The sequence below is a fragment of the Buttiauxella sp. AC038 genome, from assembly GCF_979253565.1.
Genome location: NZ_CEEDCQ010000001.1, coordinates 434987 through 447755, shown reverse-complemented (window position 1 = coordinate 447755; position 12769 = coordinate 434987). Strand labels below are relative to the sequence as shown.

The 12769-nt window shown below is 47.6% G+C and carries 18 protein-coding genes; 5 read left to right on the top strand and 13 right to left on the bottom strand.

Annotated elements, in window-relative coordinates; genetic code table 11:
* Positions 1-4: 4 nt before the first annotated feature.
* From AC0IXI_RS02180 to dprA, 3 genes are read right to left on the bottom strand one after another with little or no spacing between them, the layout of a single operon-like run.
* Positions 5-547: a DNA topoisomerase family protein gene (locus tag AC0IXI_RS02180; RefSeq protein WP_064514231.1), complete on the bottom strand. Its 543-nt coding sequence runs from the start codon at positions 545-547 to the stop codon at positions 5-7.
* 24 nt (positions 548-571) lie between these two features.
* Entirely contained in the window at positions 572-1045 is a 474-nt protein-coding gene (gene smg, locus AC0IXI_RS02175; RefSeq protein WP_064514233.1) for a DUF494 family protein Smg, read from the bottom strand.
* Positions 1017-2141: a DNA-protecting protein DprA gene (gene dprA / locus AC0IXI_RS02170; RefSeq protein WP_471681871.1), complete on the bottom strand. Its 1125-nt coding sequence runs from the start codon at positions 2139-2141 to the stop codon at positions 1017-1019. Before dprA ends, smg begins: the two co-directional genes overlap by 29 nt.
* 128 nt (positions 2142-2269) lie before the next feature.
* Between dprA and def the strand changes: the two genes are divergently transcribed.
* The 5 genes from def (at position 2270) to mscL (ending at position 7111) form a co-directional block, all read left to right on the top strand.
* Positions 2270-2779, top strand: a complete 510-nt coding sequence (def, locus tag AC0IXI_RS02165) for a peptide deformylase (RefSeq protein WP_064514237.1) — start codon at positions 2270-2272, stop codon at positions 2777-2779.
* A 21-nt stretch (positions 2780-2800) separates the two neighbouring features.
* On the top strand, positions 2801-3748 hold the full coding sequence (gene fmt / locus AC0IXI_RS02160) for a methionyl-tRNA formyltransferase (protein WP_134187856.1): 948 nt from the start codon (positions 2801-2803) through the stop codon (positions 3746-3748).
* A 76-nt stretch (positions 3749-3824) separates the two neighbouring features.
* Positions 3825-5114 carry a 16S rRNA (cytosine(967)-C(5))-methyltransferase RsmB gene (gene rsmB, locus AC0IXI_RS02155; RefSeq protein WP_134187854.1) on the top strand — a complete coding sequence of 430 codons (1290 nt, stop codon included), beginning with the start codon at positions 3825-3827 and terminating at the stop codon, positions 5112-5114.
* 48 nt (positions 5115-5162) lie between these two features.
* On the top strand, positions 5163-6539 hold the full coding sequence (gene trkA, locus AC0IXI_RS02150) for a Trk system potassium transporter TrkA (RefSeq protein ID WP_034461757.1): 1377 nt from the start codon (positions 5163-5165) through the stop codon (positions 6537-6539).
* 158 nt (positions 6540-6697) lie between these two features.
* On the top strand, positions 6698-7111 hold the full coding sequence (gene mscL / locus AC0IXI_RS02145; protein ID WP_034461758.1) for a large-conductance mechanosensitive channel protein MscL: 414 nt from the start codon (positions 6698-6700) through the stop codon (positions 7109-7111).
* Here the strand turns inward: mscL and AC0IXI_RS02140 are convergent.
* The 10 genes from AC0IXI_RS02140 to secY form a co-directional block, all read right to left on the bottom strand.
* Complete coding sequence (locus AC0IXI_RS02140; RefSeq protein WP_074392011.1) at positions 7065-7328, bottom strand: alternative ribosome-rescue factor A; 264 nt, start codon at positions 7326-7328, stop codon at positions 7065-7067. The genes mscL and AC0IXI_RS02140 overlap by 47 nt on opposite strands.
* Positions 7329-7390: 62 nt before the next feature.
* The gene (zntR, locus tag AC0IXI_RS02135) at positions 7391-7810 is read right to left on the bottom strand and encodes a Zn(2+)-responsive transcriptional regulator (RefSeq protein ID WP_471681870.1); all 420 of its coding nucleotides are present in this window, start codon (positions 7808-7810) and stop codon (positions 7391-7393) included.
* Between the two features lie 2 nt (positions 7811-7812).
* Entirely contained in the window at positions 7813-8172 is a 360-nt protein-coding gene (locus AC0IXI_RS02130; protein WP_413499869.1) for a DnaJ family domain-containing protein, read from the bottom strand.
* A 110-nt stretch (positions 8173-8282) separates the two neighbouring features.
* The gene (gene rplQ, locus AC0IXI_RS02125) at positions 8283-8669 is read right to left on the bottom strand and encodes a 50S ribosomal protein L17 (protein ID WP_034461760.1); all 387 of its coding nucleotides are present in this window, start codon (positions 8667-8669) and stop codon (positions 8283-8285) included.
* A 40-nt stretch (positions 8670-8709) separates the two neighbouring features.
* On the bottom strand, positions 8710-9699 hold the full coding sequence (locus tag AC0IXI_RS02120; RefSeq protein ID WP_034461761.1) for a DNA-directed RNA polymerase subunit alpha: 990 nt from the start codon (positions 9697-9699) through the stop codon (positions 8710-8712).
* 25 nt (positions 9700-9724) lie between these two features.
* A complete protein-coding gene (gene rpsD, locus AC0IXI_RS02115; protein WP_064514247.1) occupies positions 9725-10345 on the bottom strand; it encodes a 30S ribosomal protein S4 in 621 nt (206 codons plus the stop codon).
* Positions 10346-10376: 31 nt separating this feature from the next.
* Complete coding sequence (rpsK, locus tag AC0IXI_RS02110) at positions 10377-10766, bottom strand: 30S ribosomal protein S11 (RefSeq protein ID WP_004138423.1); 390 nt, start codon at positions 10764-10766, stop codon at positions 10377-10379.
* Between the two features lie 16 nt (positions 10767-10782).
* Positions 10783-11139 (bottom strand): 30S ribosomal protein S13, encoded by a 357-nt coding sequence (gene rpsM, locus AC0IXI_RS02105; protein WP_034461763.1) that lies wholly within the window; start codon positions 11137-11139, stop codon positions 10783-10785.
* Positions 11140-11285: 146 nt separating this feature from the next.
* Positions 11286-11402, bottom strand: coding sequence for a 50S ribosomal protein L36 (gene rpmJ, locus AC0IXI_RS02100; RefSeq protein WP_000868187.1), 117 nt, complete (start codon positions 11400-11402; stop codon positions 11286-11288).
* A 30-nt stretch (positions 11403-11432) separates the two neighbouring features.
* Entirely contained in the window at positions 11433-12764 is a 1332-nt protein-coding gene (secY, locus tag AC0IXI_RS02095; RefSeq protein WP_034461764.1) for a preprotein translocase subunit SecY, read from the bottom strand.
* Positions 12765-12769 lie beyond the last annotated feature (5 nt).

The following is a 12769-nucleotide window of genomic DNA, read 5'->3' as shown; positions in this document are numbered from 1 at the left end:
AGCTTTATTCCACCGTTACCGGCTTTCCACATTGTTTGCTGGCACAGAATTGTTTCAATCCCTGTGCCGTTTTCTTTTCGATGATTAACGGATAGTGACACGCAGGGCATTCGCCTGCCACCGGTTTGCTATTAATGACGAATTGACAGGTCGGATAGCTATCGCATGACCAAAAGGTTTTACCAAATCGAGAACGTCTTTGGACTAATTTACCTTTCTGGCATTGCGGGCAATTGATTGCAGTTTCATCGGGTTTGTCGATAACTTCGGTGTGATCACAAGCTGGATAATTGCTACAACCAATGAACATGCCGAAACGCCCCTGGCGTAATACCAGATTTTCCTGGCATACAGGACAGTGTTGACCTTCAAGTACTTTAACCACATGGCCATCAGCCAGGCTTTTTAGCGGGCGAACATAATCACATTCCGGGTAATGAGAACAGCCAAGAAAAGGGCCGTGTTTACCAGAACGAATGACTAACCCTGCCCCACATTGGGGACAGGGTTCATTTTTAGGCACAGTGAACAGTGCTGATTTGGTCATAACATCTCATGCCGCGGCTTTAATTTAATGCAGCATACCTTCATTTACTTCGAAGAGTAATTCTTCCATTTGCTGATATGCATTTTCGCACCCCGGAATGTTGAACAGTACCATTAGCACCACCCACTTTAAGTCTTCCAGTTCGAACTCAGCGGTGTCTAACGCTAATACTCGTTCAATGACCATTTCACGGGTTTCGAGGTTCAGCACCTGAATCTGTTCCAGAAATAGTAAAAACCCCCGACAAGTTGCATCAAGTCGCTGGCATTCCTCTGCGGTATACATACGCATAGAAAGTGGATCAGCAGCTAGTTGCATGGGTTCAGTCAGACCTTCCTGATAGTCCGCCAACTTTTCAAGCCATACAAGAGCGTTATAAATGTCTTCGTGATCAAAACCAGCATCGGCGAGATCACGCGTCAATTTATCTTGATCAACTCGCATTTCCACTTCGTTGTGGATGTAGGTTTCAAATAAGTACATTAGTACGTCGAACATGGCATGCCCTCCTCAATCGGACATAGCCGCCGGGTACAGCTGCGATCCATCCTGCTAACTCCAGTTCGAGTAGCTGGGCTACCGTAACTGGCACAGGTTGGCCGGCACGTTCAGCGGCGACGTCAACAGGTGTAACCTCATCTCCTACGTTAGCCAACAGCTCAGGAAATGGCAATGTTCGATCCCCTTCATTGTGTGAATATATTAAGGCCTTGGGGATAGAGGGAAGCCATTGCAGTTCATTTTCCAGATGCTCAAGTATGTCTGAGGGATGACTGACTAAAGTAGCGCCTTGCTTGATGAGCAAGTGGGGGCCTTCACTCCCTGGGCTGCCAATTGCTCCCGGTAATGCAAAAAGCTCCCGCCCTTGTTCAAGAGCATATCGTGCAGTCACCAAAGAGCCGCTGCGCTCACTTGCCTCCACGACAAAAACAGCCCGACTCAAGCCACTGATAATTCGATTTCTGCGTGGAAAATTACCCGGATATGGCGTGGTATTCAGTGGAAACTCAGAGATAATGGCACCACCCTCAGCAATAATCTGCTCACCCAATTGTTTATGGCGTTTAGGGTAAAGATTTGCCAGCCCGTTTCCTAAAACAGCTACTGTTTTTCCATGTACGTTTAATGCTGCGCGATGCGCTACAGCATCAATACCTAAAGCCAAACCACTCGTTATCGTTAATCCCGCAGTAGCTAATGGCTCACAAAACATTCGGCACCACCGTTCGCCATAAAGAGAAAGGTTACGGTTACCGACTACGGCTAATTGGTTACTGGCAAGAAGCTCAATATCACCTGCAACAAATAGCGCTGCCGGGTAGCAATCTATTGCCCGCAACTGCTCGGGATAATTGGCACTATCGGCAGTAAGAAGATGGTGACGGGGTTGCTCAAGCCAGCAAAGTGAAGCTTCCAGCTCTTTTTCACTAAATTCCAGAAAATATGAAATCTGCAGGGCAGATAAGCCAGAGTTTGATAGATGAGTGACCGTGCATTCCGGCTCGTTTAGTAAGAAATGGGCAATTTTTAATAGCTTATCTCCACTGAGACTTTGAACAGCCATCAAGCGTAGCCATATCTCCTTTGGTGGCATATCTTCCTCCTGCCATAAGCTATAAAAGCAATCCTTGCGATTGGTCACTGATGCTGTCAATCAGGCGGGGAAATGTCTAGAATAGAGGTAATAATCTTTCTATCAATTGAACACAGCTCTGGATATTTATGTCAGTTTTGCAGGTATTACATTTTCCGGACGAGCGCCTTCGCACTGTGGCGGCTCCGGTCAAAGAGGTGAATGCTGAGATTCAGCGGATTGTCGATGATATGTTCGAGACAATGTACGCAGAGGAAGGTATTGGCCTTGCAGCAACACAGGTGGATATCCATCAACGTATCATTGTGATTGATGTTTCTGAAAACCGCGACGAACGCCTGGTTTTGATTAACCCTGAGTTGCTGGAGAAAAGCGGCGATACTGGTATCGAAGAGGGTTGCCTGTCCATTCCAGAACAACGTGCTCTTGTTCCGCGAGCGGAAAGAGTCAAAATCCGCGCTCTGGACCGTGAAGGTAAGCCATACGAACTGGAAGCGGATGGCCTGCTTGCCATTTGTATTCAACACGAGATGGATCACCTGGTTGGTAAACTCTTCGTTGATTACCTTTCGCCGTTGAAGCGTCAGCGTATTCGTCAGAAACTGGAAAAAATGGCTCGTCTGAATAAGAGCGCCTAATCCATCACACAAGGGAATAATGTGTCTGATTCACTGCGTATTATTTTCGCTGGCACTCCTGACTTCGCAGCGCGTCATCTTGACGCGCTGTTGTCTTCTCAGCACCAGGTAGTTGGCGTATTCACACAACCCGACAGGCCTGCTGGGCGTGGCAAAAAGTTAATGCCAAGCCCAGTTAAAGTACTGGCGACTGAAAGGGATATCCCTGTATTTCAACCAGCTTCTTTGCGTCCGGCCGAAAATCAGGAACTGGTTTCTAGTTTGAACGCCGATGTCATGGTGGTTGTAGCTTATGGTTTAATTCTGCCAAAAGCGGTTCTGGATATGCCACGCCTGGGATGTATTAATGTTCATGGCTCGCTGCTGCCACGCTGGCGTGGTGCAGCACCTATCCAGCGTTCGTTATGGGCTGGTGATGCCGAAACTGGCGTGACCATTATGCAAATGGACGTGGGCCTGGATACGGGCGATATGCTGGTGAAACTCTCCTGCCCAATTGAAGCCACTGATACCAGCGCAACGCTTTACGATAAGCTGGCAAACCTTGGCCCTCAAGGGTTACTGGAAACGTTAAACCAACTGGCTACAGGGCGTGCAACACCAGAAGTTCAGAGCGAGGAATTGGTCACGTACGCTGAGAAACTCAGCAAGGAAGAGGCGCGTATCGACTGGTCGCTATCTGCTGCACAACTCGAGCGTTGCATCCGCGCCTTTAACCCATGGCCAATGAGTTGGCTGGAAATTGACGGCCAACCCGTCAAAATTTGGCAAGCATCAGTAATCAATCAACTCACTGACGCAGCACCTGGAACCATCATTGAAACCAATAAACAGGGTATTCAGGTGGCAACCGGCGACGGGATTTTAAATCTGCAATCCCTTCAACCAGCAGGAAAGAAAGCGATGACTGCTCAGGATCTCCTGAACTCTCGCAGTGAATGGTTTAAGCCAGGTGCACTTCTCGCCTGAGAAAAGAAATCCTTTGCGCCCAGGTCAATCACCTGGGCATTTTTGTTTTTAAGCGCCGAAAAACCAGAGCGTACGTATGAAAAAAACATTAAATCTTCGCAGTATGGCCGCACAAACGATTGAACAAGTTGTGGAACAAGGTCAATCGCTCAGCAATGTCCTGCCTGCTATGCAACAAAAAGTCTCTGATAAAGATAGAGCACTGCTTCAGGAGCTTTGCTTTGGCGTATTACGCACTCTGCCTCAGCTGGAATGGTTGATTGGTAAGTTGATGTCTCGCCCGATGACGGGCAAGCAACGCACCATCCACTATCTGATTATGGTAGGTTTTTATCAGCTGCTTTACACCCGCATTCCTGCTCATGCCGCTCTGGCAGAAACAGTTGAAGGCGCAGTTGCTATCAAGAAGCAATCACTTAAGGGTTTGATTAACGGCGTATTACGCCAGTTCCAGCGTCAACAAGAAGAGCTGATGGCTGAAGCGGCTAAACATGAAAGCCGTTCCTTACACCCGAGCTGGTTACTGCAACGGCTGAAAAAAGCCTATCCGGGCCAATGGCAATCTATTGTCGATGCCAACAACCAGCGCCCTCCTATGTGGCTGCGTGTTAATCGCCAACACCATACTCGTGAAGAATGGATGGCGTTATTAGCAGAAAATGGGCTGGAAGGTCATGCTCATCCGCAATATCGCGATGCTGTGCGCCTGGAAACTCCTGCACCAGTTCATGCATTACCGGGTTTTGAAGACGGTTGGGTGACGGTTCAAGATGCCTCAGCGCAAGGTTGTGTTGATCTGCTGGATCCGCAAGATGGCGATGCGATCCTCGATTTGTGCGCAGCACCTGGCGGCAAAACCACTCATATACTTGAAGCTGCACCTAAAGCACGCGTGATGGCTGTCGACATTGATGAACAGCGCCTGAAGCGTGTGCACGAAAACTTGCAACGTTTGGGTATGAGTGCAGAGGTTAAATCAGGAGACGGGCGTTTCCCTGAGCAGTGGTGTGCTAATCAACAATTTGATCGCATTCTTCTTGATGCACCGTGTTCAGCCACGGGTGTTATTCGCCGCCATCCAGATATCAAATGGTTGCGTCGCGACAGAGACATCCCTGAATTAGCTGCACTACAAAAAGAAATTCTGGAAGCCATTTGGCCAAAACTGAAATCGGGTGGCACATTGGTTTACGCTACATGTTCTATCCTGCCGGAAGAAAACTATCTGCAAGTCGCGGCATTCCTGGCGCAGCATCCAGAGGCGAAACTGGTGGAAACAGGTACACCAGAAATACCTGGGATCCAGAATCTCCCTTCTCCGGAAGATGGTGATGGCTTCTTTTACGCTAAGCTAATTAAAAGCTGATTCAGGTTTGCTGAGTCTTAGGTTTCATCTCAAATGAAGCTATAAAAAATGAAAATAATCATTCTCGGTGCGGGCCAGGTCGGCGGCACACTGGCAGAAAACCTGGTAGGTGAAAACAACGACATTACTGTTGTTGATACCAATCAGGATCGTCTGCGCAGCTTGCAGGATAAGTTCGATTTACGCGTTGTGCAGGGTCACGGTTCGCATCCGCGCGTTTTGCGTGAAGCTGGCGCAGATGATGCCGATATGCTGGTCGCAGTAACCAGTTCTGATGAAACGAACATGATTGCCTGTCAGGTAGCATATTCGCTTTTTAATACTCCAAACCGAATCGCGCGAATTCGTGCACCTGATTACGTTCGTGATGCCGAGCGTTTATTCAATGCCGAAGCAGTGCCAATTGATCACCTTATCGCGCCGGAACAGCTGGTAATCGACAATATTTACCGACTGATTGAATACCCAGGCGCGCTTCAGGTAGTTAATTTTGCTGAAGGCAAAGTAAGCCTTGCCGTTGTGAAAGCCTATTACGGTGGCCCGTTAGTCGGAAATGCACTATCCACTATGCGCGAACATATGCCGCATATCGAGACACGCGTTGCCGCGATTTTCCGTCATGACCGTCCGATTCGCCCGCAAGGTTCGACTATCGTTGAAGCGGGAGATGAAGTCTTCTTCATTGCCGCCTCTCAACATATTCGGGCTGTAATGAGTGAGTTACAGCGCCTCGAAAAACCATATAAGCGAATTATGCTGGTAGGTGGCGGTAATATTGGTGCGGGTCTGGCACAACGTCTTGAAAAAGATTACAGCGTTAAACTTATCGAACGCGATCCGCAGCGTGCTGCCGAACTCGCCGAAATGCTGCAAAACACCATCGTATTCTATGGTGATGCATCGGACCAAGAGCTGTTAGCCGAAGAGCATATTGAACAAGTTGATTTGTTTATCGCTGTTACCAATGACGATGAAGCAAATATTATGTCCGCTATGTTGGCTAAACGTATGGGTGCCAAGAAAGTCATGGTTCTTATCCAACGTAAAGCCTACGTCGATTTGGTCCAGGGCAGCGTAATTGATATTGCAATTTCACCACAGCAAGCCACCATTTCAGCATTATTGGGCCATGTGCGTAAAGCCGATATCGTAGGGGTATCATCTCTACGTCGGGGAGTGGCTGAAGCAATCGAAGCGGTTGCCCATGGCGATGAAAGTACTTCACGCGTAGTAGGTCGTTCTATTGATGAAATAAAGCTTCCGCCAGGTACGATAATTGGTGCTGTAGTCAGGGGAAACGATGTCATGATCGCCAATGACAATTTACGTATAGAACAGGGCGACCATGTAATTATGTTCCTGACAGATAAGAAATTTGTGAGCGATGTGGAACGTCTATTCCAGCCAAGTCCTTTCTTCTTATAACCTTCAACGGGTAGATAAACATTCTACCCGTAATTCTCTTTACCCAATAAACCCTCTTAATATTAAGGCATTAGCGGGGATTCTTATTTCCTGATGTAATGGCAATCGGGTCATCATTTGTTAGACTTATTAACGTCAGCCGGTACAAGGAGAGAAAAATGAGCATGTTAAAAGAATTCCGTGAATTTGCGATGCGCGGAAATGTTGTGGATTTGGCAGTAGGTGTAATTATTGGGGCCGCATTCGGGAAAATTGTTTCATCACTAGTTGCGGATATTATTATGCCGCCACTTGGTTTGTTAATTGGCGGCGTAGATTTTAAACAGTTCGCCTTAACATTAAGACCTGCTGCGGGTGATATTCCAGCAGTAGTGATGCATTACGGCGTATTTATTCAGAATATCTTTGATTTCGTGATTGTTGCCTTCGCGATTTTCCTTGCGATCAAAGCGATAAACAAACTGAACCGTAAGAAAGTAGAAGAACCTGCAGCACCACCGGCACCAACCAAAGAAGAAGTATTACTCAGCGAAATTCGCGATCTGCTGAAACAGCAGAACGAACGAATCTGAATGCGTTAGTAAAAAAAGGAAGGCCAGTGGTAAAAAAGCGATTTGCTTGTTTGCCACTGGCCTCCCAGTTACCTCGTTTGCCATGTTTTGTATTACGTTGGTAACTCCCTTTACCTTTCTTATTCTGCTCAACTCTTTGACGAAATAGTGGGTCGTGTAGCAAAGCCTCAATGGCATTATCTTTGATGATCCCTTTCTGATGTTGATACTTGCTCATACAAACTCCAGATTGATTAAAATAACGGCACGATTTTATGCCTCTATCTGACAAATCACAATTTATTCTTTTCGCTGGCTAGCCCCCTGCTCCAGCGCTTCAAGGATTGAACAATATGCGCTGCTGTGGGCAGTACCACAACATGCATCATTTAATCTCTGTAACGATCGCTGCATGTGCTGAAGCTCTTTAATTTTAGACTCAACTTCTGTGAGTCTCGATTGCACGATACTTTTTGATTCCTGACAGGTGTGATGTTCAGGATCGATACGGATCGACAACAGTTCACGGATAGTTTCCAGCGTAAAACCTAACTGCTTTGCATAACGAATAAACTTCAGGCGCTGCAAATCACTTTCACTAAAAAGCCGAAATCCTCCTTCAGTTCTAACTTCATGATCCATCATTTGCTGCTTTTCATAATAGCGGATGGTATCGGGTGTCACATCTGCCAGTCTGGCCAACTCTCCAATACGAAACATGATCATTCCTCATCAAATTTATGAAGCAATCTATCAGCATACTCTCCATGTAGAAAATCAGTACTCATTCCTGCATTCTGAAGTTTGAACTCAAGTAATAGCAATTTCTTACTGGTAGCTACGTATTCTGGATGGCAATGATCTATCGATCTGAGCAAATCATTCAACTCAATTGCATCCTTACGCAGTTGAAGCTCAGGAGGCAAGCAGCCGGAATTTTTCATTAGACGCCAAGCCGCCCGCAATTCCAGTGGGGTATATGAATCATCATCGAGTTCGAGAGGTTTCCCTGACCCAGGCAATGAATCAAACTCACCTTTGCGTTGTGGAGGTTCTGCCCATTGATCAAATAACCACTTAATCAACTCTGCAAAAACTGGGGATATAACAAAGATATGCTTTTAAAGCACGGGAGGGCGAATTTCAGATATAAAAAAACCGGGCAAGCCCGGTTTTTTCACGTTACTACAGATTACTCTGCAGCAGCTTCTGTTTGAGACTCGGCGCGATCAACAAGCTCGATGTAAGCCATCGGAGCATTGTCACCTGCACGGAAGCCACACTTAAGAATGCGAGTGTAACCACCAGTACGGGCTGCGAAACGCGGACCCAGTTCGTTAAACAGTTTTGCCACGATCTCGTTATCACGAGTACGGGCGAATGCCAGACGACGATTAGCAACGCTATCAGTCTTGGCAAGAGTAATCAGCGGCTCAACTACGCGACGCAGCTCTTTCGCTTTAGGCAGAGTCGTCTTGATGATCTCATGACGAACCAGTGAACCTGCCATATTGCGGAACATAGCCTGGCGATGGCTGCTGTTGCGGTTCAGTTGACGACCACTCTTACGATGGCGCATGACCTTATCCTTCTCAGTAAAACCTTAACCTGTGATCCGGTTACTCGTCAGCGATGCTTGCCGGTGGCCAGTTTTCCAGGCGCATGCCCAGAGACAAACCACGGGAAGCCAGCACGTCTTTAATCTCGGTAAGAGATTTTTTACCCAAGTTAGGCGTTTTGAGCAGCTCAACTTCGGTACGCTGTACCAGATCACCGATATAGTGGATAGCTTCTGCCTTAAGGCAGTTAGCAGAGCGGACAGTCAATTCCAGATCGTCAACAGGGCGCAGCAGGATCGGATCGAACTCTGGTTTCTCTTCTTTAACTTCTGGTTGACGAACATCACGTAAGTCAACGAAAGCTTCAAGTTGTTCAGCCAGAATGGTTGCCGCACGACGAATCGCCTCTTCAGGATCGATTGTACCGTTGGTTTCCATTTCGATGACCAGCTTATCCAAGTCAGTACGCTGTTCTACACGCGCAGCTTCAACATTGTAGGCAATTCGCTCTACAGGGCTGTAGCAGGCGTCGACCAGCAGACGACCAATTGGGCGCTCATCTTCTTCCGAATGAATTCGGGCAGAGGCCGGCACATAACCGCGACCGCGCTGAACTTTGATACGCATACTAATAGATGCGTTCTCATCAGTCAGGTGGCAGATCACATGTTGCGGCTTGACGATTTCGACATCACCATCATGGGTGATATCGGCTGCAGTCACAGGGCCAATGCCAGACTTATTCAGAGTAAGAATAACATCATCTTTACCTTGAACTCTCACCGCCAGCCCTTTCAGGTTGAGCAGGATTTCCAGGATATCCTCCTGAACGCCTTCTTTGGTGCTGTACTCGTGTAGTACACCATCAATCTCAACCTCTGTCACCGCGCAACCCGGCATCGATGAGAGCAGAATACGGCGCAGTGCATTACCAAGAGTATGGCCAAAGCCACGCTCTAAAGGCTCAAGGGTCACCTTGGCGTGCGTCGAACTCACTTGCTCGATATCTACCAGGCGCGGTTTTAGAAACTCTGTCACAGAACCCTGCATTGTGTCCTCTCTTTGGTACTAAGCTTTACTTGGAGTAAAGCTCGACGATCAGGTGTTCGTTAATGTCCGCAGACAGATCAGTACGCTCAGGCTTACGCTTGAACACACCTTCCATCTTAGCAGCATCAACTTCCAGCCAGGTTGGCTTTTCACGCTGTTCAGCCAGCTCCAGAGCGGCCTTCACGCGAGATTGCTTTTTGGCTTTCTCACGGATGCTAACTACGTCATTCGGAGTTACCTGATAAGAAGCGATGTTAACAACGCGACCATTTACCATAACTGCTTTATGGCTAACTAACTGACGTGATTCTGCACGAGTAGCGCCAAAGCCCATACGGTAGACAACGTTGTCCAGACGACCTTCAAGCAGAACCAACAGGTTTTCACCGGTGTTGCCTTTCAGACGTGCTGCTTCTTTATAGTAGTTACGGAACTGACGCTCCAGAACACCGAACATGCGGCGAACTTTTTGCTTTTCACGCAACTGCACACCATAGTCAGACAGACGCGGTTTACGCGCACCGTGCTGGCCAGGAGCTTGTTCAATTTTACACTTGGTATCGATCGCGCGAACACCAGACTTCAGGAACAGGTCTGTGCCCTCGCGACGGCTCAGCTTGAGCTTAGGACCCAAATATCTTGCCATTTTCTTTCTCCAACATTCCTAAAAACGAGCGTTATACGCGACGTTTTTTCGGCGGACGACAACCGTTGTGAGGGATCGGAGTCACATCAGTAATATTAGTGATGCGGAAACCAGCGGCGTTCAGAGCACGAATAGTAGATTCGCGGCCTGGACCCGGTCCCTTAACCATAACTTCAAGGTTCTTGATACCGTATTCTTTCACAGCTTCTGCGCAACGCTCTGCTGCAACCTGAGCTGCGAACGGAGTGGACTTGCGAGAGCCACGGAAACCGGAACCACCGGCAGTTGCCCAACCCAATGCATTACCCTGACGATCAGTAATAGTAACGATTGTGTTGTTGAAAGAAGCATGGACATGAGCCACGCCGTCAGAGACTTGTTTTCTTACACGCTTACGTGCACGAACTGGTGCCTTTGCCATTATTCAATCACCCCGATTATTTCTTGATCGGTTTGCGCGGACCCTTACGGGTACGTGCGTTGGTCTTCGTACGCTGACCGCGTACTGGCAGACCACGACGATGACGCAAACCGCGATAGCAACCAAGGTCCATCAGACGCTTGATGCTCATACTCACTTCACGGCGTAGATCACCTTCAACGACAAATTTGGCAACTTCGTCACGCAGCGTGTCGATTTGTTCTTCAGACAGCTCTCTGATCTTAACATCTTCAGCGATACCCGCCGCAGCACAAATGGCCTTTGAACGAGTCTTGCCTACACCGTAGATCGAAGTTAAAGCGATCACGGTATGTTTTTGATCAGGAATGTTAATGCCTGCTATACGGGCCACTATGCACTCCTACTATTTAGATTATGCGTCCCATACCGAAAAGCCCGTTTTCAGGATACTCAAATGGAAACGCATAGACATACAAAAGATTGGCTGGCTAATCTAGCCAGCTCAACCCAACTTTGCAAGAAAAATATACGAGATAATCAGCCTTGACGCTGTTTATGCTTCGGTTCGGCGCTGCAAATCACGCGAATAACACCGTCACGCTTAACGATTTTGCAGTTACGACATAATTTCTTGACGGAAGCACGAACTTTCATTTTTACTCTCCGTAACTTCTCAAGCGACTATTAACGGCCGTAGCCTTTCAGATTCGCTTTCTTCAATGCAGACTCGTACTGACTAGACATCATCAGAGTTTGCACTTGAGCCATAAAGTCCATGATAACCACGACAACAATGAGCAGCGAGGTTCCACCGAAGTAGAAAGGCACTTTCATTGCGTCACGCATGAACTCCGGGATTAGGCAGATAAAGGTAATGTACAACGCACCAACCAAGGTCAGGCGGGTCATCACTTTATCAATATACTTCGCCGTTTGTTCTCCCGGACGAATTCCTGGTACAAATGCACCGGACTTCTTCAGGTTATCTGCTGTTTCACGTGGGTTGAAAACCAACGCTGTGTAGAAGAAACAGAAGAAGATGATTGCAGACGCATAGAGTAACACATAAAGCGGTTGCCCAGGCTGCAAATACAGCGAAATTGTAGTCAGCCAGTTCCAACCGGTACCACCCCCAAACCACGATGCAATCGTTGCCGGGAACAGAATAATACTGGAAGCAAAAATTGCTGGAATAACACCAGCCATATTCACTTTCAGCGGTAAATGCGTGCTCTGCGCAGCATAGACACGACGACCCTGTTGACGTTTTGCGTAGTTTACCACAATGCGGCGTTGACCACGTTCAACAAAAACAACGAAGAAGGTCACTGCGAATACTAGTACTGCAACCAACAGCAACAGAAGGAAGTGCAGGTCGCCTTGCCTTGCTTGTTCGATAGTATGGCCAACGGCCGGCGGCAAACCCGCAACAATACCAGCGAAGATTATGATTGAGATACCGTTTCCGATACCACGTTCAGTAATCTGTTCACCTAGCCACATAAGGAACATAGTTCCCGTGACAAGGCTCACAACAGCTGTGAAGTAGAATGCAAAGCCTGGGTTTAACACCAAGCCTTGCATACCAGGCATATTCGGTAAACCGGTAGCAATACCGATTGACTGGAATATTGCCAGCACCAGGGTGCCGTAACGGGTGTACTGGCTGATCTTACGACGACCAGACTCCCCTTCTTTCTTCAACTCTGCTAACGCTGGATGAACCACCGTTAGAAGCTGGATAATAATCGATGCCGAAATATACGGCATGATACCCAATGCAAAGATAGAAGCACGGCTGAGAGCACCACCAGAGAACATGTTAAACATTTCAATGATAGTGCCTCGCTGTTGCTCAAGCAGTTTGGCAAGTACAGCGGCATCAATACCAGGGATCGGAATAAAAGAGCCAATACGGAACACAATCAGCGCACCGATAACAAACATCAGTCTGCGTTTCAGCTCGCCAAACCCGCCTTTAGCACTTTGAAAATCTAATCCCGGTTGCTTTGCCATCTGCT

Coding starts and splice junctions, on each gene's coding strand:
- secY (WP_034461764.1), bottom strand. CDS start 12,764: ATGGCAAAGCAACCGGGATTAGATTTTCAAAGTGCTAAAGGCGGGTTT.
- def (WP_064514237.1), top strand. CDS start 2,270: ATGTCAGTTTTGCAGGTATTACATTTTCCGGACGAGCGCCTTCGCACT.
- rsmB (WP_134187854.1), top strand. CDS start 3,825: ATGAAAAAAACATTAAATCTTCGCAGTATGGCCGCACAAACGATTGAA.
- dprA (WP_471681871.1), bottom strand. CDS start 2,141: ATGCCACCAAAGGAGATATGGCTACGCTTGATGGCTGTTCAAAGTCTC.
- rplQ (WP_034461760.1), bottom strand. CDS start 8,669: ATGCGCCATCGTAAGAGTGGTCGTCAACTGAACCGCAACAGCAGCCAT.
- AC0IXI_RS02120 (WP_034461761.1), bottom strand. CDS start 9,699: ATGCAGGGTTCTGTGACAGAGTTTCTAAAACCGCGCCTGGTAGATATC.
- mscL (WP_034461758.1), top strand. CDS start 6,698: ATGAGCATGTTAAAAGAATTCCGTGAATTTGCGATGCGCGGAAATGTT.
- AC0IXI_RS02180 (WP_064514231.1), bottom strand. CDS start 547: ATGACCAAATCAGCACTGTTCACTGTGCCTAAAAATGAACCCTGTCCC.
- rpsD (WP_064514247.1), bottom strand. CDS start 10,345: ATGGCAAGATATTTGGGTCCTAAGCTCAAGCTGAGCCGTCGCGAGGGC.
- AC0IXI_RS02140 (WP_074392011.1), bottom strand. CDS start 7,328: ATGAGCAAGTATCAACATCAGAAAGGGATCATCAAAGATAATGCCATT.
- rpmJ (WP_000868187.1), bottom strand. CDS start 11,402: ATGAAAGTTCGTGCTTCCGTCAAGAAATTATGTCGTAACTGCAAAATC.
- zntR (WP_471681870.1), bottom strand. CDS start 7,810: ATGTTTCGTATTGGAGAGTTGGCCAGACTGGCAGATGTGACACCCGAT.
- smg (WP_064514233.1), bottom strand. CDS start 1,045: ATGTTCGACGTACTAATGTACTTATTTGAAACCTACATCCACAACGAA.
- rpsK (WP_004138423.1), bottom strand. CDS start 10,766: ATGGCAAAGGCACCAGTTCGTGCACGTAAGCGTGTAAGAAAACAAGTC.
- trkA (WP_034461757.1), top strand. CDS start 5,163: ATGAAAATAATCATTCTCGGTGCGGGCCAGGTCGGCGGCACACTGGCA.